The organism is Snodgrassella sp. W8158, assembly GCF_016100435.1.
Lineage (GTDB): Bacteria > Pseudomonadota > Gammaproteobacteria > Burkholderiales > Neisseriaceae > Snodgrassella > Snodgrassella alvi.
Genome location: NZ_JACFSM010000002.1, coordinates 189,868 through 213,954, shown reverse-complemented (window position 1 = coordinate 213,954; position 24,087 = coordinate 189,868). Strand labels below are relative to the sequence as shown.

The window sequence follows — 24,087 nt, the reverse complement described above, 5'->3', positions numbered from 1 at the left end:
TACGTGCTTTTTCTTCGGCTTTGGATTGCCATACTGTAGGGTTAGACATACCTGTAAATCTTAAGCCAAGTCACGGGTTACACTCAGACCGGCGAAGGTTTGAGATACCGGCATAATTTCAATATGGTTAACATTCATATGTGCCGGAGTCTGATACAGCCATAATACGGTGTTGGCAATATCTGCCGGTTGCAGATAGCTGATATTTTCATATACGGCAGCAGCCTGTTTATCATCGCCGCGAAAGCGTACATTGGAAAATTCAGTATCACCGCATAAACCGGGGGCAATATTGGTTACTCGTATGCGTGTACCGGCCAGATCAGTACGCAAATTCAGGCTGAACTGGCGTACAAAAGCTTTGGTAGCACCGTAAACATTGCCACCTTTATATGGCCATGAGCCGGCAGTAGAACCCAGATTAATGATATAGCCGCTATTTTTGGCTACCATACGTGGCAATATTTGCCGGGTGACATAAGTTAAACCCAGAACATTGGTATGAATCATGGTTTCCCAGTCAGCAAAGTTTGCTTCCTGAGCCGGCTCCATGCCCAGTGCCAGCCCGGCATTGTTCACGAGTAAATCAATATCCGCCCAAGTACCCTGTAAGGAGGCTAATGCATTATCTACACTGCTTTTATCGGCTACATTCATTTGTAATGGTAAAAACTGTGCACCCAGTTCTGCCTGTAAATGTTGCAGCTTATCCAGCCGCCGTGCGGCACCGATAACCTGGTAACCGGCATGAACCAGCACACGACACATTTCTGCGCCAAATCCTGCAGAAGCACCTGTAATTAATATTGCCATGTCAGTATCTTTCTCTGTTTAAAGATAATACCTCTATTTGTCCCTTATAAGATAAGTCAATTTTTATTCCATTTCCAATATTATGGTATTACATTTCTATTTTGCTACGACCGAGTCTTGTTTATCAACCGGTGACATCCATTCATTCATCCCTCAGGAATATTTATCTTTCTGAGAACCAATATTTTACACTGATGATTAAGCTTTTTACTCAGTACTATTCTCGGAAACTATGTCTTGCCTATTATTTTACAAATAAAAGATGCAGACGAATCAACTAGTACATTTATAAAAACGCTATTAATCAAATCTGTTAAATTACTTTAGATTGCTGATATTCACAGGCTATGTCTGGCTTTCTATCATGTTCATTAACTGCTTTGACAGTTACATTAAAATATAAATGGATAGATTTATTGATAAAAAACCCCGTTATCGCTAACGGGGCTCTTTGATAACAGATATATGGTTTATAAGGATTGCTGCATCGCCCATGAACGTAAAGCGCGGGCATCGCTTACGCGGGTTGTTGAACTGGGAGAGTTCAGTAAAACAATGGTTACCGGCTGGTTCTGCACGCTGGTCAGCAGCACCATAGACCGACCTGCTTCACGAATATATCCGGTTTTTTGCAGCGCGATCGGCCATAAACCTTCGCGTACCAGTGCATTGGAGTTGTGATATTGCTCTACTCTGCCATTACTGGTGTATACCGAACCGGAATTGTCTGTTGAGTATTGTCTGATAAGCGGATACTGACTGGCACCACGCACCAGCAAAGCCAAATCCCGTGCAGTGGACTGATTGCGCGGATCAAGCCCGGTTGGTTCGTAAAAACGTGAATTAGTCATTCCCAGCTCAGCCGCCTTATTATTCATGGCTTCTACAAATGCCGGCATACCGCCCGGATAAGTACGTGCCAGAGCATGGATTGCCCGGTTTTCACTACTCATTAAACCAATATGCAACAGCTCACGCCGGGTCATTACTGTACCAACAGACAGACGGCTGGTTGAGTTTTTCAGCCGGTCAATTTCGGCATCTGTGATGGTAATCTGATCATTCATGTTCTGATTGGCATCCAGTACTACCATTGCTGAAACCAGCTTAGAAATGGATGCAATTGAACGTACCTGATTGATATTTTTCTGGTAAAGAATTTCACCGGTCTGATTATTCATAATCAGAGCCGATTGTGAGCTTAATAAAGGGCCGGCAATCTGTGCACGGGTTTCCAGATTGGCATCGGGATGGTTGCTGATAAATGTGCTGAGTGTGTCAGACTGACCACCTGTCTGCTTTTGTTCGATAAACTGGCCGAGAACATCAAGGTCTCCGGCTACAGCAGGTACTGCAAAAAACAGACTACTGCTTAACAGGCTTACCCACTGCCAGCGATGCAGACGTGATAAACATGACATGATAACTTCCTTTTTGACCCTGAATCAGGGTAATTTATTTCTCAAGAGAATACTACTTAAACTGAACGCAATAGAGAGACAGACATAATTATTGTCTGTGTTTGAAAGAAGTTTTTAACGTCCAATTATTCAATAAATATATTGTTTCTCAATCTAATTATAAGACAAATTTGCTTACGGCCGGTATTTTCTTATTATATTTGGCTAAAAAAGGTGTTTATAAACGATATTTTAATCAGATTTTCATTATCAAACTGATTTCTTCAGTGATTAAAACCACACTAGCATTCAGTTTGATATCAGCCTGATAAAACTATATACTCGTTTTTTGGCTGAATCCGATACGATATCATCTATGTATTTGGTCCGGCATTCAATATAAGCTCTATTTTCTTGATGAAATCCTGTTTATGAGTAAAGAAATTCGTTATTGTTCGTTTTGCGGTAAACCTGAAAACGAAGTTAAAAATTTAATTGAAGGTGAAAACGCATTAATCTGTAATGAGTGCGTGGATACATGCAATGAAATGCTACATAATCCGGGTGCTTCTTCTACAGAGAATGGCATGCCGGCAACTGACGGAGACGGTCAGGAAAAACTACCTACTCCGGCAGAAATTGTTGCTAATCTTGATCAGTATGTAATCGGACAGGAAACAGCAAAAAAATCACTGGCTGTAGCGGTATATAATCATTACAAACGCTTGCGTCTGGGTAAGGAAGAAGGTCAGGTAGAGCTGTCTAAATCCAATATTCTGCTGATCGGACCTACTGGTTCGGGTAAAACTCTGCTCGCTCAGACTCTGGCGCGCAAACTGGATGTTCCGTTTGTAATGGCTGATGCTACCACACTTACCGAAGCCGGATATGTTGGTGAGGATGTGGAACAGATTATCACTAAATTATTGGGTAAATGCGATTTTGATGTACAAAAAGCACAAAAAGGCATTGTATACATTGATGAAATCGATAAAATCTCCCGCAAAAGTGATAATCCCTCTATCACCCGCGATGTTTCCGGTGAGGGTGTTCAGCAGGCTTTACTTAAACTGATAGAAGGAACTGTTGCATCTGTGCCGCCACAGGGTGGACGCAAACATCCTAATCAGGAATTTATTAATGTAGACACTACTAATATTCTGTTTATCTGTGGTGGTGCATTTGCCGGACTGGAAAAAGTTATCCGTCAGCGTACTGAAAAAGGTGGTATCGGCTTTGGTGCTGCGGTACACAGCAAAGACGAAAATACCAATGTAAGCGAGCTGTTTCAGACGGTAGAACCGGAAGACCTGATTAAATTCGGTTTGATTCCCGAGCTGATCGGTCGTCTGCCAGTTATTGCAACGCTCACTGAGCTAGATGAAGATGCACTGATTAATATCCTTACCGAACCTAAAAATGCATTAATTAAGCAGTTTCAGGCTCTGTTTGCGATGGAAGGTGTGGAGCTACAGGTACAACCCTCTGCATTACGGGCAATTGCCAAGCTGGCCATGGCGCGCAAAACCGGTGCCCGCGGCTTACGCTCAATTGTAGAAAAAGCGTTGCTCAATACTATGTATGCTTTGCCGGATTTAAACGATGTAAAAAAAGTGGTTGTTAATCAGGATGTAATTGATAAAGGTGCTGAACCTGAATGGTTACTGGCTGATGGCAGTGCTTATAAAGGCTAAAACCATAAGCTGAATTTTACATGCATAAAAAACCGTCTGAATTTTAGAATTTCAGACGGTTTTTTTTATGTACAGAATAAATGAGTTAACCGGTTAATAATGTGTCGCAGTGATACCCGACCCGGATTATCAAACTGACTCTTCAGTATGAAATTTTATTATCAGAACATTACAGATAACGACCAAACCACAATACTTTACCGATGATTTGTACATCATCACTTTCACTATCCAGCCGGATTTCAAAACTAGGATAGGCTTCATTAGCAGAAATAACATTCACTACATTACCCGGCATCAGCTGTAAACGCTTAACCAGCAGATTATCGTTAATACGCAATACATACAAACCATCACGGCGTATATGATTCATTTGCTGTACCAGAATGGTGTCCCCGTCATTGAGCACACCTTCCATTGAATCGCCTTTGACCGAAATCACTGACAAGCCACTAACTTCAGGGCTAATCATTGAATTTATCCAGTCCTTGCGGAACGCCATGGTAAACATCGGTTTTTCATTAGCAACTAAACTACCATGTCCGGCAGCTGCTTCAATTGCATAACGCGGCACATAAACAAAATCTTCAGTATTCACCGGATTACCCAGCGTATCATGTGCTGCCTGAGTTTGCTGTTCAGGAAAGGGCTCCCCTTCTCCGGTCAGCAGCCAGTCAATACTGCAACCTTTTAATTCTTTGATACGTTTCAGGGTTTCTGCTTTAGGTAACCCACCTTCATGCCAGATACGGCTGAAACCGGCCATAGTCATATCAATGTCTGTGGCAATTTTAGACTGGCGCTCACCCGGCCACAGTGAAGCCAGACGGTCTTTAAATGTTTGCATGCACAAATTCCGGCAATTTCTTAGAAATATCGTCAATAAATTTGTTTTTATTATACTTCATTTTTAGAAAAATGAAAAGTAACTAAATATTTAAGAAATAAATTCCTTGAATATTTATTTTTTTCTAATTAATATAATAAAAATTAAACAATTTATTAGATTTTTCTAAATAAGGAATGGATTATGAAATTATTAAAAATATATGGGTTAATGGTTTTATTATTGTTGCTGGGCAATTTTCATTCAGTACCAGCTCGTGCTACAGCTCCTGAGGCATTGATTTCGCAAACGCTGGACTGCCAGCATCTGGCGAATTTAACTTATACTGAAATGAATCCAACTCAGATTAAAGTAGCCAAAAACTGTGACCAGCGTGAAGCTGCACAAAGCTGGCAGAATGCATACGGGAAAATGAATCATACTGAAATGGCAAAAGCTACGGTTTATGAGGCTTCCTGAAATATTGTATCGTTCCGCTTCTGTTGTACTATCAACCATGTAATTTCATTATTTTTTATATTTACCCTGATACTGCACTGTTTTAAAACGCACATAAAATAAAAGCCTTAGTACCTGAAATAACAGATAGCTACGGCCTTTAGAAAATCTGAACAAAGGTTATTGTTTTACCTTGAATTCAGTACAAAAATAATTAATTATTTGCTTTGTGTTGTAACTGAGTCAGTAATTGCTGATGAATACCACCAAAGCCGCCATTACTCATGATCAGAATATGATCCCCCTGCTCTGCCTGTGCAGTGATAGCTTCAACCAGTGACTGCATGTCCTGAAAAACTGCTACTTTATCCTGTAACGGACTTAGTGCAGCCGCAACATCCCAATCAACCCCGCCGGCATAACAGAATACTTTATCAGCTTCCGCCAGACTGGCAGGTAAAGCAGCTTTCATGGTACCCAGCTTCATAGTATTAGAGCGTGGTTCAAGCACAGCCAGAATACGTGCATTAGCGACTTTCTGACGCAAACCGGCAATAGTTGTGGCAATGGCTGTCGGATGATGAGCAAAATCATCATAAACCGTAATATCGTTAACAACACCTTTGACTTCCATGCGCCGTTTAACATTCTCAAAACGAGATAATGCTGCACAAGATTGCCGGATCGACACACCTGCATGACGTGCCGCAGCAATCACTGCCAGTGCATTCATACGGTTATGCTGCCCCAGTAGTTTCCACTCTATATGTCCCACCTTTTGTTGCTGATAGAGTACATCGAAGCCACCAGTTGCAGAAATTTCACCAATCTGCCAATCCTTATTCAGACCAAAACCTTCTACTTCTGACCAGCAGCCTTGCTGTAAAACTTCATCCAGTGCAGCCGATTGTTCATTAACGACAATCAGCCCCTCACTGGGAATTGTACGAATCAAATGATGAAACTGAGTCTGAATTGCTGCAAGATTGGGGAAAATATCCGCATGATCATATTCCAGATTGTTCAGAATTGCCGTACGCGGACGATAGTGGACAAACTTACTGCGTTTATCAAAAAAAGCTGTGTCATACTCATCTGCCTCAATAACAAAAAACGGACTGCACTCTGGTTCAGATGTAGATTGCTCAGCCGGTGGTACCTGAGGCAAGCGCGCTGATACAGCAAAATTTTGCGGCACCCCGCCAATCAGAAATCCGGGAGCCAGACCAGCATCTTCAAGCACCCATGCCAGCATACTGGCTGTCGTTGTCTTACCATGAGTGCCGGCTACTGCCAGTACCCAGTGCTGTTGAAGGATATTTTCTGCCAGCCATTGCGGGCCGGAAGTATAAGGTAAGTTACGATTAAGGATGGCCTCAATGACAGGCATGCCGCGACGGGCAACATTACCAATTACATAGGCATCAGCAGGATAACTGTCCAGTTGTGCTGCTTCGAATCCTTCCACCACATCAATGCCCAAATCAGCCAGCTGTGTACTCATGGGCGGATACATTTTGGCATCACAACCAGTTACTTGATAGCCTGCCTGTTTGGCTATAGCGGCAATTCCTCCCATAAATGTTCCGCCGATACCAATGATGTGGATATGCTGCATTTCTCTGTCTCTATGCGATGAAAACCAGCATTATAGACTTTCCTCATATTTACTACATGGATGTTTTGTATTTTCTGTACACTATCACCACTGAAATTAAATTCAAAATACAAACAGGCACTGAAAAACAGAAAACAGACTATTATGATTAATTTAAAAGGGTTTGTATTGAATCATTATAAATATTTGATTATGAAATATATTATTATCTGCTAATACTGAGAAATAATTATTTGGTGTTTTTATGAATATTTAATAATGTAACGCTGAAGGATATTTTTCAAATTTCTTTTTTGCCATTTCGCGACAAGAATAAAGTTCGGTACTTTTATAAGATATTCCTTTTGTTTAAATTTAAATGTCAGTTTGCCTCTGATAAAGCCTGATTTGAAGCTTAGTTCAGAAACTTCTGTCATAGGAATAACAGTAATTGCATCTGTTAAATTTGTATTCAAGGTTAAACCAATCAGAATTATTTTTTCTGCATTAAAATAAATAAGCAGATGTTTAATAAATAATCCAGAAAATTGAGTTATTACAATCTTTAGCCATAATTTTGCATCTATTGATCCATACAATATTGATGAACTGTCGAATTTTGGTAATTTATGCTCTTCAAAATATGCTTCGATATTTTCTAACTTTAAACCATTACTCATATAAGATATCCGTATTTTTTAAAAAATTCAAAATTTCTTTAATCCTGTCAATATAATAAATATATTTTAGTTTATCCACAATCATAATACCTGATATTGTTTTCCCCAGTTTTTATCCACGTATCTGTCAGTGTATGCGATAAGATGAATAAATACACATTATTCCTGTGATTATTGGGATGGTGTTGCACATAAACTGTGGATAAGTAATTTATAGTCTTGTTATATATAAATTAAATTTAACTGCCTATTTTTTAAGCAGCAAATTATAACTGAATCAATTTTCCTTAATTCCGATGCATAAACTGCTCTGACAATATCTTTTTGCAGACAGCAGCATAGCTCTCATATCTATAACAGACATAGCTGCTAGGACATATCAAATTCAGTATTGTCTTGTTGAGCTTGTTGATTATTTTGAAATGCTGATAAGTTTCCACCGTTATGATGTTAATCGGAATGGTTTTCTGAAAAGCTGATTATCTTTATCATAAAAACAAGTAAACGCTGAATTTTATATTCATTTCCGGATTTGAATTTGATTTATATAACGGAATATTGAACATTGATTACTGCTTTGATAATGGCTTTGATTTATTCCTTATTATATTATTTGAAATTATTATAACAACACTCCCTTATTAAAGAGGGATGCTATGATTAAATTACTTTTTTGCCTTATCAATTCATTTATTTTACTTTTTCCACTTATCTCCAACGCTTCAGAACATATTGGTTTTAAGCGAATTCACTATGATATACATGATGGAAGACCATTAGATATTGCTGTTTGGTATGCCACTAATAATAAGCAAAATTCAATAACTATAGCTGATAATGCTATTTTTGATGGTTCTGAAGTTATTGCTGATGCGGTACCGGAAGTAAAGAATACTAAATCGCCATTAATTTTACTTTCACATGGTTACGGTGGGAGCTGGCGAAATTTAAGCTGGCTTGCACATGCATTAGCTACAAAGGGATATATTGTTGCAGCTCCTAATCATCCGGGGACAACTGGATTTGATCAGAATACTGAGCAGTCAGCCAAGCTATGGTTACGGCCGCAAGATTTAAGTAAAACTATTGATGCGCTGGCTGAAAATCAAACATTCTCAAATATCATTAATTTAAATCAGATTTCCGCTATAGGCCATTCGCTTGGTGGTTGGTCAGTAATTGCACTTTCCGGAGCCAGATTTGATACAGAATCCTTTAAGAAAGATTGTAATAAATATTCATATTTAAAAGCTTGTCATTTGATATCTGAACTTGGTTTGGCAAATTCAGAGCTTAATAGGAATATGTCAGACCCCAGGATAAAAGCATTCGTATCATTGGATGCTGGTTTGACAAGAGGGTTTACCATTGAAAGCTTACAAAAAATCAAAATACCATCTCTTATTATTGGTGCAGGAGTTGATATAGGTGATACAAATACACAACTTGAATCGGGTTATGTACAAGAATTTCTACCAAAATCGTCCTCAACTTATATTATTATTCCAGATGCAATGCATTTTAGTTTTATCCAAATTTGTAAATCTGATGCAGTTGATATATTGAATCAAGAAAAAGAAGGAGACGGAATTATTTGTAAGGATGGCGGCAGTCGGGATAGAAGTGAGATTCATCGTGAAATTACTCATCTCATTGTTGATTTTTTATCTAAGACATTTTCAAATTATAAAAACTGATTTCAAAAAGCTGCTTTAAATGATGCAGTTGCTTATTATTCTTAATAATGGGTTATACCCCTAATAAATGATGTAATACTCTATTTTGCTACAAAAAAAAGACTGCCTTACATGTAAGGCAGTCTTGAATACTCAATATTAACGATTAATTTTCAGCCGGTTTTGGTTCTTGTGGCGCCTTTTCAAGCAAAGCTTTGATTGACAGGCGTACACGACCGCGATCATCAATTTCCAACGCTTTTACTTTAACCTGCTGACCAATTTGCAGGTAATCGCTTACATTTTTCACACGATCATGTGAAATCTGGCTGATGTGTACCAAGCCGTCTTTACCCGGCATAACTGATACGATAGCACCAACATTGTTATCCAGAATCTTGATTACTGTGCCTTCGTATACTTTACCCACTTCTACTTCAGCAGTAATTTCCTCAATACGGCGTTTGGCCGCTTCTCCTGCTTCACTGGTGCTGGCAGCAATGGTAATCGTACCATCTTCGGCAATATTAATTTCAGTACCGGTTTCTGCGGTTAATGCACGGATAGTTTCACCACCTTTACCAATAACATCACGAATCTTGTCCTGATGAATTTTCATGGTAAATAAACGTGGTGCATGTGCAGATAATTCTTGCGGACCTTTTACTGCTTCCTGCATTTGTCCGAGAATATTCAAACGAGCTTCTTTCGCCTGAGCCAGTGCAATCTGCATGATTTCCTTGGTAATTCCCTGAATTTTGATATCCATTTGCAGAGCAGTCACACCTGTAGTGGTGCCGGCAACTTTAAAGTCCATATCACCAAGGTGGTCTTCATCGCCCAGAATATCAGTCAGTACAGCAAATTTATTGCCATCCAGAATTAAACCCATGGCTATACCGGCAACATGACTTTTCAGAGGAACACCAGCATTCAGCAGACTCAGACATCCGGCACATACGCTGGCCATGGAAGAAGAACCATTGGATTCAGTAATTTCAGATACTACACGCATGGTGTAGCTGAAATCTTCAACATCAGGCAATACAGCCAGCAGTGCGCGTTTTGCCAGACGGCCGTGCCCGATTTCACGGCGTTTTGGTGCACCCATACGGCCTACTTCACCGGTTGAGTATGGCGGGAAATTGTAATGCAGCATAAAGCGGTCGGTATATTCACCACTCAGAGCATCGATAATCTGTTCATCACGCTGAGTGCCCAGTGTTGCTGTAGCCAGTGACTGAGTTTCACCACGGGTAAACAAGGCAGAACCATGTGTACGCGGTAATACGCCGGTCCGGATATTAATAGGTCGAACAGTGCGGGTATCACGGCCGTCAATACGCGGCTGACCTTCCAGAATCTGACCACGAACTACTTCTTTTTCCAGATCTTTGAAAATACCGCGAATCTGGTTAGCCAGTAATGTATCAGTTTCTTCGGTAATCAAAGCCGCTTCAACAGCAGACCATGCTTCATCTAGTTTTGCTGTACGGGCTTGTTTTTGCTTGATTTTGAATGCTTCATCAATTGTTGCACCAGCCAGCTCACGCACTTTGGCAATCAGGCTTTCATCAGCAACAGGAGCCTGCCAGTCCCACATTTCCGGATTAACTTCATCAGCAAATTCATTGATGGCACGGATGGCTGCCTGCATTTGTTCATGACCGAATACTACTGCACCCAGCATGGTTTCTTCAGACAGTACATCTGCTTCAGATTCCACCATCAATACGGCTTTTTCTGTACCAGCAACAACTAAATCCAGTTGTGACTGAGCCAGCTGAGTTTTAGTCGGATTAAGAACATATTCACCATTGACATAGCCGACACGGGCTGCACCAATCGGACCGGCAAAAGGAACACCTGTTAGTAGTAGTGCAGCTGAAGCACCTAGCATAGCCGGAATATCTGAATCAATTTCCGGATCAACTGATACTACCATGGCAACTATCTGAATATCGTTGTAGAAACCTTCCGGAAATAAAGGACGAATCGGACGGTCAATCAGGCGGCTGGTAAGGATTTCTTTTTCACTCTGTTTGCCTTCCCGCTTAAAAAATCCGCCCGGAATTTTACCGGCTGCATAGGTGCGTTCCAGATAGTCTACGGTCAGCGGAAAGAAATCCTGACCAGGTTTGACTTCTTTAGCAGCTGTAACGGCTACCAGTACCACAGTATCGCCCATGGAAATTTTTACTGCACCGGCTGCCTGACGGGCAATTTCACCAGTTTCCAAAGTAACTGTCTGATTGCCGTATTGAAAGGTTTTAATGTGTTTATTAAACATATTGTTTTTCCATTCTAATTTTTTGCAGATACCGCACCTGCTAAAAAACCTAACAATGTACACGTAACTGGCATATACATAGGTAGGGTTTCTGGCCGGGCGTGATTTGCAAAATGATTATTAATGAGGTTTTAATCAAGCCTGTAACAGGCTATAAATACATTTTGTATTATGGTCAAATTCTAACATATATTTTTTACCTTATCGCAAACTCAATAACTGTCCCGACGCTGGTTAAGCTCAGGATATGCATTTTTGGTCTTTTTCAATCTGCCATAAAAATATTTCTATTGACCGTATATTTTTTCTTTACCAAAAATCATTAATATTAAAACTATTTGCTTATATGTTAGAATTGATTTTACTAATGTAAATTACCATATTGGTTCAACCGGATCTGGCTGTACCTGTATTATTGAGGACAAAGTAATGTCTGAATTTTTATATAAAAAACCAACTGACAGTGATGTACTGTTATCTGTAGTGATGCATCCGGAAGATACCAACGCAAACAATACTATTTTCGGCGGACGTATTCTGGCTTTAATGGATCAGGCCGCGTATGCATGCGCCTGTAAACACTCACGTTCTGTAACGGTAACAGCAGCTATTAATACTGTTAATTTCCGTACGCCAATTTATGTAGGTGATTTGGTCTCAATTAAAGCACGGGTCAATTATGTAGGTAAATCGTCCATGATGATTGGTATTCGTGTAGAAGCGGAAAATCTGGTTACCGGAGAAATTCGTCATAGTAATTCCAGTTATTTCACCATGGTCGCCATTGATTCTGCCACCGGTAAGCCACAGTCTGTACCCGGTCTGATTCTGGAAACATCCAATGAAGTACGCCGTTTTGTACGCTCATATACTCGCAAGATAGAACAGCAGGAAGCTTTGAAAGAATTTCAGGCAAAAGCTTTTCATTTAAATAAGGATCATCTGGATTGGTGTCAGACACAGAATGCGCGTTTAAATCCCGATTTATATAACGCAATAGGATAATACAGATTTGTTTGCATTTCTCTTCTGCCGGTGTGTAGTATTGATTTTTCAGCCTTGATTCAAGGCTATTTGCTCTACTTATCACCATCTCCCTGTTTGGCGTTATTGCACAATCGCCAGTATGGATTTGAAATTAATGACTTTAGAGAATTTTTTAGCTATTGGCGACAAATACAAAGAAATTAGTAGCCTTAAAAAATTCGTAATTGCTCCGGCAGTTGAACAAATCAATACCAATACTGATTTTAATATTGATATTTCATTTTAGAAAATGTAAGCGCGAAATACGCTGGATTCAGCTAAGATTTAACCAAAAACAGGAAGCTAAAGTATTTAGCGTGCAAGGTATTAGTTATAATGCTTATGCCGCTGCCTGCTCTTTCTGGCAGAAGATAAAACGTGGCTTGAAACAGGGGCGCTAGGACAATTACAAGCTGTCTGTATCATAAGCGAGCTATTAAATTTTATGGTACATGCTGAAGCGCGATTAAGTCATAGACTGTAAGCTAAACAAAAAAAGCCCCGTTTGGGGCTTTTTTTTAATTTTACAAAGATTTTGCAGCTTATTTCTGTTCATATCGCGCTATCTCATTATCAAACTCTTGTTTTTCTTGTTTGATCCTTTCAACAACAACGGAATAAGCAGTACCATGTAAATATGGTGGTGCTAATTCAGGACACAGATGATAGACAAGCATATTTATGTTAATCATATTACCTAAAGCTGTTCCACATGCATGAACAGTTAGATCAGGGTAAAAATGATATTTATGTCGTAAATCTAGAGCAAATTGATCAAGAGCCTTACCTAATTCATTAGCTCTCTGGTTAATCTCAACTAGTTGCTCATGAGAAAACTCTGATTTGTCCATATCCATTACCAATCATGATTCGCCGCCCCGCCAGGTAAGTCAAAAATACCTCCACTATCAGGGCCAAGACAATACGTATAGGCTGCATAACACTGATGAAACCCTATATTAGGAATAAGGCCTTCAGTACAACGATTATGTTGCTGGCTGCACCGTTTAAGCTGACTTACTGATAAACGCAGCAATCCTTCATTATCTTGTTTTTGATTCTGTTTCTTACTACTCAACATACTAGTTACACTAGAATGCTTTTGGTCAGCAGCGGTAGCAGTTACTGCTGATATACTTAAAACTGCCAGTATTGATAAAGAAATTAAACGCTTTAACTAAATTATAAGTCAATACGTTAAAATTTATTTTGTTTCAATTTTGTCACATACTTGGTTCGTCATCATCTTTATCATTACTCAGCACAATCGCAACCCTTTCAGTTCCCTTCTGGTCAAGTATGCTGCCGCACGCTCAACCTGTTCTCTACCGTTGTTTTAAGCTTGTTATAGACATCCCGAAGGCTGTCCATGTCTTGGCCAATTGCCTTTGTTGTTCGCTCAAAGTAGAAAGGTACGATAAGGTATAAAAAAGCCGTCTTTAAAAAGACGGCTTTTTTTTCAGATGGAGAATGCTTATTTACGCAGACCCAAACGTGCAATCAATTCGCGATAGGTATCCGGTTTAGTGCGGCGGATGTAGGCCAGCAAACGACGACGGGAGCTAACCATTTTCAACAGACCACGACGGCTGTGATGGTCTTTCGGGTTAGCTTTAAAGTGACCAGTCAGATCATTAATACGGAAAGTCAATAACGCGATTTGTACTTCAGAAGAACCAGTGTCCCCTTCGGCACGTTGATAATCTTTAATAATTTGTGCTTTTTGTTCAACAGATAACATGTAATTTACTCTTAAAAAAAGCCTTACGGCAGACAAGTTGGCCAAGCTAATATATGTCATTAACAAATACCAACTCCGGATACATATTTAACTGATATAAGCCGTATTCATCAGACGCAGCACTTTCAAACGCCTGCTGGCAGCCTGATATTGCACCAGCCCGATAAAGCGGCCATCAACAGCATAAATACGCAAGGGACACATTGTGCCATAATTTTGCTCAGAATGCACGGCTACACCATGCTGTAACTGCAAAATATCTTTATCATTCAGAGTGACAGCCGGAAAATGTTGTACGAGTACATCACAAGGCAAAAGCCAGTTATCCCGTGCAGCTTCATCCAGATTACTGATTGCAGCAAGTGAATGAGTCTGTTCAATGGTAAAGCCGGCAGTAGCAGTGCGGCGTAATGCAGTCAGATGCGCTACAGTTCCCATATGTTTGGCCATATCTTCAGCCAGAGTACGTATATACGTTCCCTTACTGCAACGCACACTGATAACCAGCCGCGGGAAAGTAAAGTCAATAATATCTATCTGATAAATCGTTACCTGGCGGCTTTTCCGTTCGATGGTGATACCTGCACGGGCATATTCATATAATGGCTTGCCCTGATATTTAATAGCTGAATACATAGGCGGTGTCTGAGTAATTTCACCACTAAAAGCAGAAATGGCTGCCTGTACCTGCGCCAGTGTAATCACAGTATCGGAAGTGGCAACGATTTCACCTTCAGCATCACCTGTGCTGGTAGCCGCACCCAGCTGTAAAGTCGCTATATAAGCTTTATCTGCATCCAGAAGATACTGAGCAAATTTAGTTGCTTCTCCAAAGCATACGGGTAACAAACCTGTTGCCAGCGGATCCAGTACACCGGTATGCCCTGCTTTGGCCGCACCATATAAAAAGCGCGCCCGCTGCAAAGCACTGTTACTGCTCATTCCGCTGTCTTTATCGAGTAACAGCACGCCATTAAGAACGCGTTTGCGCCGGCTAGTCTGGGTATTCATGATGTTGTTTATCTAATTTCAGTTTCAGGGTCATTAAGCGAGCGCATCATAACATGCTTTATCCGGCCTATTCAGGATTAGTCGCTTTTTCGATCAGAAACAGGCTTGAGAACCGGTACTGGCTTTTAAAAATTACCGGCTCTGCCGATAACAGAACTTCGGACATCTATATTTTCAAACTTAAAAACTGACTATAAAAGCATCTTATCAGGATGCACACAGATGACATAATTACCAGATTTCACTATCAGTGAAATCTGCGAACCCAGATAGGTGTATGAATCAGATGTCTATGCCGATAGTCATACTATTCCTGATTTCCAGCGATGTTTACCCATGTGATAGTTAATTTTGCATACTGTCTTATTGTCTTAATTTAGGTGTGCAGCCTCTATGCAGATTTTATGTTTTCTTACCTGAGCAGATCTGATTAGTAGGATAATAGCAAAAAGGAATCATTGAAATTTATTAAAATTTCTTATAAGTATATGGTATTTTGCTGCAATTAAGTCTTACGCAGATGCTTTATTTAGAGTTACAATTATTTTATATACCAGTGCTGGTACTGCACTGATATATCTGTCAGAATAACTGGTAGAAAATAAATATTTTAATCCTGTTTTAAATGACATTTAATCGGTAATATGAGGTACATTTACACCTCTGTATACTTTTCTGTCATTTTTATTCAGGATTATATTTATACCGGTATCGATTTTATCCGGTAAATGATTTTCTGGTTGTACCGGTCTGTTTATCTGAGAACAGAAACTAACAGACTAAACACTTCTTCTTTACTGATGAAAAGGGTTCATTATGAAAGCAGCCGTAGTAACAAAAGACAAAAAAGTTGCCATCCAGGATAAAGCTGTACGCCCGCTGAAAGCCAATGAAGCATTGCTGAAAATGGAATGCTGTGGCGTTTGCCATACCGACTTGCATGTAAAAAATGCGGATTTTGGCGACGTAACTGGTGTAACACTGGGACATGAAGGTATTGGGGTTGTAACTGCTGTAGGTGAAGATGTTACTTCTTTAAAAGTGGGTGACCGTGCCAGTGTTGCCTGGTTCTTTGAAGGCTGCGGACATTGTGAATATTGCAACAGTGGTCGCGAAACCTTCTGCCGTGAAGTTAAAAATGCCGGCTATACTGTAGACGGTGGTATGGCTGAAGAATGTATCGTTGTAGCAGATTATGCAGTTAAAGTACCAGACGGACTGAGTTCTGAAGCAGCCAGCAGTATTACCTGTGCCGGTGTGACAACCTACAAGGCAATCAAAGTATCACACATCCAGCCGGGTCAGTGGATTGCGATTTATGGACTTGGTGGCTTAGGTAATCTGGCGTTGCAGTATGCCAAAAACGTGTTTAATGCTAAAGTAATTGCTATTGATGTTAATGAAAAACAACTTGAGCTGGCACGCGAAATGGGTGCAGATATGACTCTGAACCCTGCTAAAGAAAAAGTAGAAGAAATCATTCAGGAAAAAGTAGGTGGTGCTTACGCTGCTGTGGTTACAGCTGTAGCTAAATCTGCTTTCAATTCAGCCGTAGCCTCTGTACGTGCCGGCGGACGTATTGTTGCTGTAGCCTTGCCAGTTGACACTATGGATCTGAATATTCCGCGTCTGGTTCTGGATGGTATTGAAGTGGTAGGTTCACTGGTAGGTACACGTGAAGATTTGCGTGAAGCATTCCAGTTTGGTGCAGAAGGTAAAGTAGTACCAAAAGTAACTATGCGCCCTCTGGAAGATATCAATGATATTTTCGATGAAATGACTGCCGGTAAGTTTACTGGTCGTATGGTAATCGACTTTAAAAATGCCTGATATCTGTTAGGCAGTTTAAAAAAGCCATAGTTTGACTATGGCTTTTTTGTTGTCCGGAAAATAATTAGCAGGCTTCGCCCACCTGAACACCATTGAGAGTATCCTGAGCAGAGGCCAGACTGGCAACCAGTTGCTGAGCTGCCTGAAATTCAGGTGTCTGCATAGTAGCAACGTATTCTGTTGCACTCCCCTTACCGGCAATCATCTGCCAGCGCTGTGCCAGCCGGCTGATATCCGGCCAGACAAAATCGGTCAGCAGATTATCTACCCAGTCTGGTTTATTACATACCAGAGCAATATCACAGCCGGCACCAAAAGCCTGCGCTGTACGTGCATGGATATCACCGGCACAGCTGGCTCCTTCCATAGTTAAATCATCAGAGAAAATCACCCCATCAAACTGCATTTTATCGCGCAAAACACCCCCCAGCCAGATAGTGGAGAATCCTGCCGGTTCTGTCGGATCAACTTTAGGATATACCACATGTGCGGGCATGAGTGCCGGCATACCATTATGAATTAAATCTTTAAATGGCTGAATATCATCAGCCCACAATTCTTCCCAGCTGCGGTTATCTTCCGGTAAGGTAAGATGGCTATCACCACTGACGGCTCCATGTCCGGGAAAATGTTTGCCACAGCAAGCCATACCACCACGAGCCAGACCACGTTGCAAAGCTATTGCCAGAGAGCTGACTACAGCCGGCTGCTGATGAAAACTGCGATTACCAATAACAGCACATTCACCCCAGTCCAAATCCAGAACAGGCGTAAATGATAAATCTATGCCACAGGCACGTAATTCAGTAGCCAGCACCCAGCCTACTGTTTCGGCCATTTTGTCGGCCATTGCTGCACCATGCTGCTCCCAGCACTGTCCCAGAGTACGCATGGCCGGCAATCGGGTAAATTCGGGAATAAAGCGCTGTACCCGGCCGCCTTCATGATCAACAGCGACAATAAGTTCCGGTGTTCTTAATGTTTTAATTTCAGCAACCAGCTCGGTTAACTGTGCACGGGACTGATAATTGCGCCGGAACAGAATCACTCCACCAATGGCCGGATGACATAAACGTTCACGTTCGATATCACTTAACGTGAACTCTGCCACATCAGCCATAACCGGACCACGTGCTAATGCTTTGGGATGTACTGACAACATAAATTATTCCAAAATTTTTCTGAATGAATCGCGTGGTCTGACCAGAAAGTGATCCATCATTAACAATGGAACAATTAATAAAACCTGCATAATGGTGTAAACGACCTGTGCGATTAACTGATAATCCGACTAGAACATATCCTAAAGACTGTATCTTTATGAAAAAATTACGGCAACATCATAGCAATAAACAGGGTATTGTTTGCACGCCTGATTAACAGAGGTACATTTTTTCCACTGGCTGCTACTGCATTATCAAAATCTTTTTCATCATGTACCAGTTTCTGACCAACGGCGATAATAATATCGCCACGACGTAAATCTACTTGCGTAGCCAGCCCGCTGATGTCTTCAATAATCAGCCCCTGATCTGTTGCCCGCAATACCAGACCGAGACGGTGTTCGGCAAAACTGGTTCCGTCAGTTGGCATAATGGTACTACTGGCAGAACTGGCCGGATTTGCTACAGCCGGAGACACATTATCCAGCGTTACCCTGATTTCTTCTTTTTGACCTTTACGCCAGATACCCAGAACAATTTGCTTACCTGGTGGCAGTAAACCAACTTTCACCGGCAAATCGCTTGAATTCTTTAGCTCATCGCCATTCACACTTTGCACGATATCGCCGGATAATAAGCCTGCTTTAGCTGCCGGTCCGCCGGCAACAACTTGAGTAATCAGCGCACCATTGGCTTTATCCAGACCAAAAGATTTGGCCAGATTATAGTTGACTTCCTGAATAACTACTCCAAGCCGGCCTCGCTGTACCTTACCTGATGTTTTCAATTGTTCGGCTACATTCATGGCCACATCAATCGGAATGGCAAAAGAAATACCCATAAAGCCACCACTGCGACTGTATATCTGTGAGTTAATTCCTACTACCTGCCCCTTAAGATTAAATAATGGTCCACCTGAATTTCCGGGATTAATAGCCACATCAGTCTGGATAAACGGCGTATAGTTTTCTTCCGGCAGGCTGCGTCCTTTAGCTGAAACAATGCCGGCAGTCACACTATTATCAAAACCAAACGGCGCACCAATGGCCGCTACCCATTCTCCGACTTTTAATTCTTCAGGATTACCCAGTTCTACAACCGGTAATTCATCGGCATTGATTTTTAATAATGCAACATCAGACTGAGCATCAGCACCAATCAGTTTTGCCTGAAATTCACGTTTATCATTCAGTAAAACCTTAATATTATTCATACCGTTGACTACATGAGTGTTGGTAAGAATATAACCATCCTTACTGATAATAAAGCCTGAACCAAAATTATATTCATCATCATTTGCCTGCGGGGTTTGCGGTACATTTGGCAAAAGGCGTTTGAAGTATTCGTAAAACGGATCATTGTCAGGCAAAGCATCCGGACCGGCTTCATTATCGATATTACGGTTATTGCGTGTAGCCTGAATATTGACTACTGCCGGACCTTGCTGGTCGACCAGCCGGGTAAAATCGGGCAACAACATAGCTACCTGATTGCTGTTCCCATCAGTACCGGCAGGTATTTCCTTCACAAAACCCTGACCGTCCTTATTTTTGCCAAACCATTGTTCCAGCCTGTCACAACCTGCTACTAACAACACTGACAAAATTGCCGTCAACATATATTTGCGATTTATCCGCATCCACTTCCCTAACTTTTTTGTTTTCTTACACAAGCAAAGATTAATAATATTGTAACGAAAAGAGGCGTTAAGTTACACAATCAGACGGTTAAAGTCGACTTTGCCGGGTACTCGCACAAATCATTTATCAGACATTGCTCACACAGCGGTTTACGCGCTTTACATATGTAACGTCCGTGTAAAATAAGCCAGTGATGTGCATTAAGTCTGAACTGTTTCGGCACCACCTGCATTAATTTATCCTCAACTTCACGTACCGTTTTACCCGGTGCCAGACCAGTACGATTACATACCCGGAAAATATGCGTATCTACTGCAATCGTTGGATGACCAAAAGCTGTATTCAGTACGACATTAGCCGTTTTTCTCCCTACTCCCGGCAATGCCTCCAGCTCTTCTCTGGTTTGCGGTACATCTCCGTTATACTGCTGCACCAGAATCCGGCAAGTTTCCATCACATGTTTGGCTTTGGTTTTATATAAACCGATGGTCCGAATACACTCCATAACTTTATCTATTCCTAACTCCAGCATGGCTTGTGCTGTGGGTGCCATTTGGAATAAATGTACAGTGCATTTATTGACAGAAACATCCGTTGCCTGTGCCGAGAGCATAACTGCTATCAATAATTCAAATGGTGAATGATATATCAGCTCCGTAGTCGGATTCTGACAGACAGCCTGCAAACGAGTGAATATTTTCTTGCGCTTTTGTGCATTCATGAAATTAAACCATTATCGGTTTTTTTGTTGCTGACGAAACTGCCACGGTGCTATTGCACTGGCATTGTGCCATAAACCGAGACGATTTTGGCGCGCCTGTATCTGAGCACTTTGGTAACGGCCAAAACCTAATCGATCCTGCTGCTTTTTAGCAATTGAGTCGTAATGCCATGCATATCCCTGCTGAACCATCCATAAGTTAATATCTGCATTATTCAATATAATCTGACCAACTTCACGCTGATACTGATCTATAGCAACCACATTTACATCAACATACTTACCCTCAATACGTGCTTTTAAGGCATCGCGACTGGCTATACCATAAGCTTGTTTGATTTCCGGCGCATCAATATTAGCCAGACGAACTTTATGCGTATGCCCGTCCTTGTCTCTGATATGCACAGTATCTCCGTCATGCACACTGTCAACATTACCGGAATAGCGTCCTTTACTGGCTACTGCCCACTTTTTTCCTCTTACAGGCGGCTTACCATTAAGCAAATCCTGGACAGAGCGCACAATACTGTCCGCTTTCTGTGTCCATTCCGCCAAAGGTGCAATTATACTTTCCGGCAACCACACTTTAGCGATTGTCAGAATAACAGCCACCCAGACCAGAATTTTACGCCAGTTAGTCAGAATTTTTTGTCTTTTATGCATTTATCAGAAAACCACATTGTTAAATATGCCCGGCCTGAACAGAATAAATCACAGACAGTAAAATAAACCCTTAAAACAACAGCAGCCAGCTACCCTTTTTTCAGGTAACTGGCTGCGCAGATATTAATTAATTGTATTATTAAATACTTCTGCTGCAGCGAATTCAGACTCTGGCAGTTAATACCTTGACACCATCGCTGCAACCCAGCACCAGCAAATCAGCCGGATGGTGAGTAAACAAACCATTTTCTACTACACCGGGTATCTTATTAATGGCATCTTCCATTTTAATCGGCTCATCAAAGTTCAGATTAGCTACATCCAGAATCTGATTACCATGATCAGAAGTAAAACCCAGACGCAGTTCAGGCTCTCCACCAAGTTTCAGTAGCCGGCGCGCCACCAGTGAACGGGCATTGGGCGTCACTTCCACTGGTAACGATACATGACCAAGACGACTGGTATATTTACTTTCATCAGCAATACAAATGAATTTCTCAGCAGCACTGGCAACAATTTTTTCATTTAACAATGCGCCGCCACCACCTTTAATCATCTGCAATAAATGATTGATTTCATCAGCTCCATCAATGTACAGCGGCAAACCATTCACTTCATTGAGTGTTACTTCCGGGATACCAAATTTTTTTAAAGTTTCACTGGTCAGGGCAGATGTGGATACTGCACCTTTAATCTGCTTTTTACTTTGTGCCAGTGCCTCAATAAAAAAATATACGGTAGAACCGGTACCAATACCCAGATACTCGTTTTCATTGACATATTCAACAGCTTTTTGCGCTGCCTGACGTTTCAACTCATCCTGTGTGGCCATTCTACTGCTCCTTGATCAGCTTAACTTTAAATACATTTCAAACAATAATTATTCCTGCACGAAATTATAACTGATGCCGCAACAGGATTAAACTGCCGTCAGCAATACGACTGCCTGAGCCTCAATAGCTTCTTTCCGCCCCAGATAGCCTAATTTTTCATTGGTTTTACCCTTAACATTTACTGCATCCACAGCTATATTCAAATCAGCTGCAATATTTATGCGCATCTGATCTATATAAGGACGCAATTTCGGCTCCTGAGCAATAACCGTACTATCAACATTGACCACACACCAGCCGGCAGCCCGAACGGCAGCACAGGCACCGCGTAACAGTACACGGCTATCGGCATCTTTATTTGCAGCAGCTGTATCCGGATAAAGCTTGCCAATATCACCTAAAGCAGCTGCACCCAGCAGTGCATCGGTAATCGCATGCAATAGTGCATCTGCATCAGAATGACCAAGCAAACCTTTATCAAAAGGAATTTTTACGCCGCCAAGTAACAATGGCCGCCCGCTAACGAGCTGATGCACATCATAACCCTGACCAATTCTTAAAGAACTCATTTAATGGTGTCCTGCTGTAAAAAATAGCTAGCCAGTAACGCATCCTGTGCACTGGTGAGTTTCAGATTGCGTATGTCCCCTGCTACCAGTAATGGAGTCAGACCAAGCGCCTCTACGGCAGAAGATTCATCTGTAATCACATCTAAATCTGCTTGTGCCAGTGCTCTGGCCAGAATACCGGTACGAAACATTTGTGGAGTCTGAGCCTGCCATAAACCTGCCCTGTTCACTGTCCGGCTTACCTGCTGTTGTTCATCTGCCTGTTTAAGCGTATCTGCTACGGGAAGCGCTAGTAACCCGCCTACTGCATGATCTTGCACAGCAGCTAATAAACGTTTTACAGAATCCGTACTCACACAGCAGCGAGCGGCATCATGTACCAGTATCCAGTCGTTATCCTGTACATTAAAATATTTTTGCGCCTGCACAATCCCATTGTGCACAGTTTGCGCCCGCGTCGCTCCGCCACAACGCAGGATATGCACATCCGGCGGTAATAAATCTGCCGGATAGACAGCATCGATATATTCATCCTGTTCTGATACAACAATCAAAAACAGATCAATTGCACTGATTTGTGCCAGTCGCGACACTGTATGCTGTAATACAGTCTGACCGGCCAAAGTAACATATTGTTTCGGACATCCTGCACCAAAGCGAGCTCCGACACCCGCGGCAGGAATCAGCACTACATGCCGGGTCATACAGATTTATCTCCGTTATTTTCCTGCCATTTCCTCCACATACAGGGTTCACCAACTATTTTATCCAACGCCTGCAAATAAGCTTCATGTTCAGCCAGTTCTTCTGCACTGGGTTCCACTACTGTTAATCCAGTATGTTTTATCTGATATTTGCTTTCTGCAATCTGATTTTCACTGGCAGCAACAGTAGCCATCAGTTCATCTACCAGACTGAACTGGCTTCGGGTCATAGCCAGATAAACTTCACCAAGTAATTCACAGTCAATCAGCGCACCGTGCAGTACACGCTTACTGCGGTCTACTTCCAGCCGCGTACATAAAGCATCCAGTGAATTTTTCTGTCCCGGATATTTATCACGAGCCATTTTGAGCGTATCAACTGTTCCACTGGTAATCGTTTTAATTTTGGGCATACCCAGACGCTCAAATTCCATATCCAGAAAGCCTTCATCAAACACAGCATTATGAATAATCAGTTCGGCACCATGCAGGTAGTCGGCAATCTGCTGAGCCACACCGGCAAACACCGGTGCATTCATTTCGTGTAGCTTTTCCAGTGTAATTCCGTGTACTGCCACAGCTTCGTCTGGAATATCGCGCTCAGGATTAATATACAGATGCAGATTATTTCCGGTAAGGCGCCGGTCTACCATTTCTACACCGGCAAATTCAATCAGGCGATCACCATTGTTTGCATACAGTCCGGTGGTTTCAGTATCAAGAATAATTTGACGCATATTGATTCAATGCT

The 24,087-nt window shown here is 41.4% G+C and carries 24 protein-coding genes; 6 read left to right on the top strand and 18 right to left on the bottom strand.

All coding sequences use genetic code 11. From position 1 onward, the window contains the following. Positions 1-60: 60 nt before the first annotated feature. Positions 61-813, bottom strand: a complete 753-nt coding sequence (locus H3V11_RS05575) for an SDR family oxidoreductase (protein ID WP_198223786.1) — start codon at positions 811-813, stop codon at positions 61-63. Positions 814-1,283: 470 nt separating this feature from the next. After that, entirely contained in the window at positions 1,284-2,234 is a 951-nt protein-coding gene (locus tag H3V11_RS05570) for a D-alanyl-D-alanine carboxypeptidase family protein (RefSeq protein ID WP_198223785.1), read from the bottom strand. Positions 2,235-2,644: 410 nt separating this feature from the next. Here H3V11_RS05570 and clpX point away from each other — a divergent pair, with 410 nt between their 5' ends. Further along, positions 2,645-3,907 carry an ATP-dependent Clp protease ATP-binding subunit ClpX gene (gene clpX / locus H3V11_RS05565; protein WP_084547285.1) on the top strand — a complete coding sequence of 421 codons (1,263 nt, stop codon included), beginning with the start codon at positions 2,645-2,647 and terminating at the stop codon, positions 3,905-3,907. Positions 3,908-4,076: 169 nt separating this feature from the next. On the opposite strand, the gene H3V11_RS05560 is transcribed toward clpX, so the two are convergent. Beyond that, positions 4,077-4,754 carry a helix-turn-helix transcriptional regulator gene (locus H3V11_RS05560; RefSeq protein WP_025330304.1) on the bottom strand — a complete coding sequence of 226 codons (678 nt, stop codon included), beginning with the start codon at positions 4,752-4,754 and terminating at the stop codon, positions 4,077-4,079. A 183-nt stretch (positions 4,755-4,937) separates the two neighbouring features. Here H3V11_RS05560 and H3V11_RS05555 point away from each other — a divergent pair, with 183 nt between their 5' ends. Then, positions 4,938-5,213, top strand: a complete 276-nt coding sequence (locus H3V11_RS05555; RefSeq protein ID WP_084554012.1) for a hypothetical protein — start codon at positions 4,938-4,940, stop codon at positions 5,211-5,213. Positions 5,214-5,406: 193 nt separating this feature from the next. Here H3V11_RS05555 and mpl read toward each other — a convergent pair whose 3' ends face one another. Together mpl and H3V11_RS05545 are read right to left on the bottom strand one after the other, a co-directional pair. Then, a complete protein-coding gene (gene mpl, locus H3V11_RS05550) occupies positions 5,407-6,810 on the bottom strand; it encodes a UDP-N-acetylmuramate:L-alanyl-gamma-D-glutamyl-meso-diaminopimelate ligase (RefSeq protein WP_198223784.1) in 1,404 nt (467 codons plus the stop codon). 242 nt (positions 6,811-7,052) lie between these two features. Then, on the bottom strand, positions 7,053-7,469 hold the full coding sequence (locus H3V11_RS05545; RefSeq protein ID WP_084554006.1) for a hypothetical protein: 417 nt from the start codon (positions 7,467-7,469) through the stop codon (positions 7,053-7,055). A gap of 656 nt (positions 7,470-8,125) precedes the next feature. On the opposite strand from H3V11_RS05545, the gene H3V11_RS05540 reads away from it, so the two are divergent. Beyond that, a complete protein-coding gene (locus H3V11_RS05540; RefSeq protein ID WP_198223783.1) occupies positions 8,126-9,166 on the top strand; it encodes an alpha/beta fold hydrolase in 1,041 nt (346 codons plus the stop codon). A gap of 145 nt (positions 9,167-9,311) precedes the next feature. Here H3V11_RS05540 and pnp read toward each other — a convergent pair whose 3' ends face one another. After that, positions 9,312-11,435 (bottom strand): polyribonucleotide nucleotidyltransferase, encoded by a 2,124-nt coding sequence (gene pnp, locus H3V11_RS05535; protein ID WP_110414035.1) that lies wholly within the window; start codon positions 11,433-11,435, stop codon positions 9,312-9,314. Positions 11,436-11,864: 429 nt separating this feature from the next. On the opposite strand from pnp, the gene H3V11_RS05530 reads away from it, so the two are divergent. Both H3V11_RS05530 and H3V11_RS05525 read left to right on the top strand, forming a co-directional pair. Beyond that, a complete protein-coding gene (locus H3V11_RS05530; RefSeq protein WP_198223782.1) occupies positions 11,865-12,440 on the top strand; it encodes an acyl-CoA thioesterase in 576 nt (191 codons plus the stop codon). 136 nt (positions 12,441-12,576) lie between these two features. Further along, on the top strand, positions 12,577-12,708 hold the full coding sequence (locus H3V11_RS05525) for a RepB family plasmid replication initiator protein (RefSeq protein ID WP_198223781.1): 132 nt from the start codon (positions 12,577-12,579) through the stop codon (positions 12,706-12,708). A 295-nt stretch (positions 12,709-13,003) separates the two neighbouring features. Here the strand turns inward: H3V11_RS05525 and H3V11_RS05520 are convergent, their stop codons facing one another. The 4 genes from H3V11_RS05520 to truB all read right to left on the bottom strand — a co-directional run bounded on the left by H3V11_RS05520 (position 13,004) and on the right by truB (position 15,213). Continuing rightward, positions 13,004-13,318 (bottom strand): hypothetical protein, encoded by a 315-nt coding sequence (locus tag H3V11_RS05520; RefSeq protein WP_198223780.1) that lies wholly within the window; start codon positions 13,316-13,318, stop codon positions 13,004-13,006. Further along, on the bottom strand, positions 13,318-13,542 hold the full coding sequence (locus tag H3V11_RS05515) for a hypothetical protein (RefSeq protein ID WP_100126403.1): 225 nt from the start codon (positions 13,540-13,542) through the stop codon (positions 13,318-13,320). The genes H3V11_RS05520 and H3V11_RS05515 overlap by 1 nt, the downstream gene beginning before the upstream one ends. A 393-nt stretch (positions 13,543-13,935) precedes the next feature. Then, positions 13,936-14,202: a 30S ribosomal protein S15 gene (rpsO, locus tag H3V11_RS05510; protein ID WP_025330297.1), complete on the bottom strand. Its 267-nt coding sequence runs from the start codon at positions 14,200-14,202 to the stop codon at positions 13,936-13,938. 87 nt (positions 14,203-14,289) lie between these two features. After that, a complete protein-coding gene (truB, locus tag H3V11_RS05505) occupies positions 14,290-15,213 on the bottom strand; it encodes a tRNA pseudouridine(55) synthase TruB (protein WP_041879133.1) in 924 nt (307 codons plus the stop codon). A gap of 816 nt (positions 15,214-16,029) precedes the next feature. On the opposite strand from truB, the gene adhP reads away from it, so the two are divergent. Then, positions 16,030-17,043 carry an alcohol dehydrogenase AdhP gene (adhP, locus tag H3V11_RS05500; RefSeq protein WP_025330295.1) on the top strand — a complete coding sequence of 338 codons (1,014 nt, stop codon included), beginning with the start codon at positions 16,030-16,032 and terminating at the stop codon, positions 17,041-17,043. 64 nt (positions 17,044-17,107) lie between these two features. Here adhP and nagZ read toward each other — a convergent pair whose 3' ends face one another. From nagZ to dnaQ, 8 genes are all read right to left on the bottom strand, one after another. Beyond that, on the bottom strand, positions 17,108-18,205 hold the full coding sequence (gene nagZ, locus H3V11_RS05495; RefSeq protein WP_232335774.1) for a beta-N-acetylhexosaminidase: 1,098 nt from the start codon (positions 18,203-18,205) through the stop codon (positions 17,108-17,110). Between the two features lie 167 nt (positions 18,206-18,372). Continuing rightward, positions 18,373-19,845 (bottom strand): DegQ family serine endoprotease, encoded by a 1,473-nt coding sequence (locus H3V11_RS05490; protein WP_198223779.1) that lies wholly within the window; start codon positions 19,843-19,845, stop codon positions 18,373-18,375. An 80-nt stretch (positions 19,846-19,925) separates the two neighbouring features. After that, on the bottom strand, positions 19,926-20,567 hold the full coding sequence (gene nth / locus H3V11_RS05485; protein WP_037393493.1) for an endonuclease III: 642 nt from the start codon (positions 20,565-20,567) through the stop codon (positions 19,926-19,928). A gap of 12 nt (positions 20,568-20,579) precedes the next feature. Continuing rightward, complete coding sequence (locus tag H3V11_RS05480; protein WP_100116119.1) at positions 20,580-21,230, bottom strand: thermonuclease family protein; 651 nt, start codon at positions 21,228-21,230, stop codon at positions 20,580-20,582. A 163-nt stretch (positions 21,231-21,393) separates the two neighbouring features. Continuing rightward, positions 21,394-22,062 (bottom strand): ribose-5-phosphate isomerase RpiA, encoded by a 669-nt coding sequence (gene rpiA, locus H3V11_RS05475; RefSeq protein ID WP_037393496.1) that lies wholly within the window; start codon positions 22,060-22,062, stop codon positions 21,394-21,396. An 87-nt stretch (positions 22,063-22,149) separates the two neighbouring features. Then, the gene (gene ispF / locus H3V11_RS05470; protein WP_100126398.1) at positions 22,150-22,632 is read right to left on the bottom strand and encodes a 2-C-methyl-D-erythritol 2,4-cyclodiphosphate synthase; all 483 of its coding nucleotides are present in this window, start codon (positions 22,630-22,632) and stop codon (positions 22,150-22,152) included. Further along, the gene (gene ispD / locus H3V11_RS05465; protein WP_198223778.1) at positions 22,629-23,336 is read right to left on the bottom strand and encodes a 2-C-methyl-D-erythritol 4-phosphate cytidylyltransferase; all 708 of its coding nucleotides are present in this window, start codon (positions 23,334-23,336) and stop codon (positions 22,629-22,631) included. The genes ispF and ispD overlap by 4 nt, the downstream gene beginning before the upstream one ends. After that, the gene (gene dnaQ / locus H3V11_RS05460; RefSeq protein ID WP_198223777.1) at positions 23,333-24,073 is read right to left on the bottom strand and encodes a DNA polymerase III subunit epsilon; all 741 of its coding nucleotides are present in this window, start codon (positions 24,071-24,073) and stop codon (positions 23,333-23,335) included. Before dnaQ ends, ispD begins: the two co-directional genes overlap by 4 nt. Positions 24,074-24,087 lie beyond the last annotated feature (14 nt).

Coding starts and splice junctions, on each gene's coding strand:
- rpiA (WP_037393496.1), bottom strand. CDS start 22,062: ATGGCCACACAGGATGAGTTGAAACGTCAGGCAGCGCAAAAAGCTGTT.
- truB (WP_041879133.1), bottom strand. CDS start 15,213: ATGAATACCCAGACTAGCCGGCGCAAACGCGTTCTTAATGGCGTGCTG.
- ispD (WP_198223778.1), bottom strand. CDS start 23,336: ATGACCCGGCATGTAGTGCTGATTCCTGCCGCGGGTGTCGGAGCTCGC.
- adhP (WP_025330295.1), top strand. CDS start 16,030: ATGAAAGCAGCCGTAGTAACAAAAGACAAAAAAGTTGCCATCCAGGAT.
- dnaQ (WP_198223777.1), bottom strand. CDS start 24,073: ATGCGTCAAATTATTCTTGATACTGAAACCACCGGACTGTATGCAAAC.
- rpsO (WP_025330297.1), bottom strand. CDS start 14,202: ATGTTATCTGTTGAACAAAAAGCACAAATTATTAAAGATTATCAACGT.
- H3V11_RS05545 (WP_084554006.1), bottom strand. CDS start 7,469: ATGAGTAATGGTTTAAAGTTAGAAAATATCGAAGCATATTTTGAAGAG.
- pnp (WP_110414035.1), bottom strand. CDS start 11,435: ATGTTTAATAAACACATTAAAACCTTTCAATACGGCAATCAGACAGTT.
- clpX (WP_084547285.1), top strand. CDS start 2,645: ATGAGTAAAGAAATTCGTTATTGTTCGTTTTGCGGTAAACCTGAAAAC.
- H3V11_RS05555 (WP_084554012.1), top strand. CDS start 4,938: ATGAAATTATTAAAAATATATGGGTTAATGGTTTTATTATTGTTGCTG.
- H3V11_RS05490 (WP_198223779.1), bottom strand. CDS start 19,845: ATGCGGATAAATCGCAAATATATGTTGACGGCAATTTTGTCAGTGTTG.
- H3V11_RS05530 (WP_198223782.1), top strand. CDS start 11,865: ATGTCTGAATTTTTATATAAAAAACCAACTGACAGTGATGTACTGTTA.
- nth (WP_037393493.1), bottom strand. CDS start 20,567: ATGAATGCACAAAAGCGCAAGAAAATATTCACTCGTTTGCAGGCTGTC.
- H3V11_RS05570 (WP_198223785.1), bottom strand. CDS start 2,234: ATGTCATGTTTATCACGTCTGCATCGCTGGCAGTGGGTAAGCCTGTTA.
- ispF (WP_100126398.1), bottom strand. CDS start 22,632: ATGAGTTCTTTAAGAATTGGTCAGGGTTATGATGTGCATCAGCTCGTT.
- H3V11_RS05540 (WP_198223783.1), top strand. CDS start 8,126: ATGATTAAATTACTTTTTTGCCTTATCAATTCATTTATTTTACTTTTT.
- H3V11_RS05560 (WP_025330304.1), bottom strand. CDS start 4,754: ATGCAAACATTTAAAGACCGTCTGGCTTCACTGTGGCCGGGTGAGCGC.
- mpl (WP_198223784.1), bottom strand. CDS start 6,810: ATGCAGCATATCCACATCATTGGTATCGGCGGAACATTTATGGGAGGA.
- H3V11_RS05515 (WP_100126403.1), bottom strand. CDS start 13,542: ATGTTGAGTAGTAAGAAACAGAATCAAAAACAAGATAATGAAGGATTG.
- H3V11_RS05520 (WP_198223780.1), bottom strand. CDS start 13,318: ATGGATATGGACAAATCAGAGTTTTCTCATGAGCAACTAGTTGAGATT.
- nagZ (WP_232335774.1), bottom strand. CDS start 18,205: ATGTTGTCAGTACATCCCAAAGCATTAGCACGTGGTCCGGTTATGGCT.
- H3V11_RS05575 (WP_198223786.1), bottom strand. CDS start 813: ATGGCAATATTAATTACAGGTGCTTCTGCAGGATTTGGCGCAGAAATG.
- H3V11_RS05525 (WP_198223781.1), top strand. CDS start 12,577: ATGACTTTAGAGAATTTTTTAGCTATTGGCGACAAATACAAAGAAATT.
- H3V11_RS05480 (WP_100116119.1), bottom strand. CDS start 21,230: ATGCATAAAAGACAAAAAATTCTGACTAACTGGCGTAAAATTCTGGTC.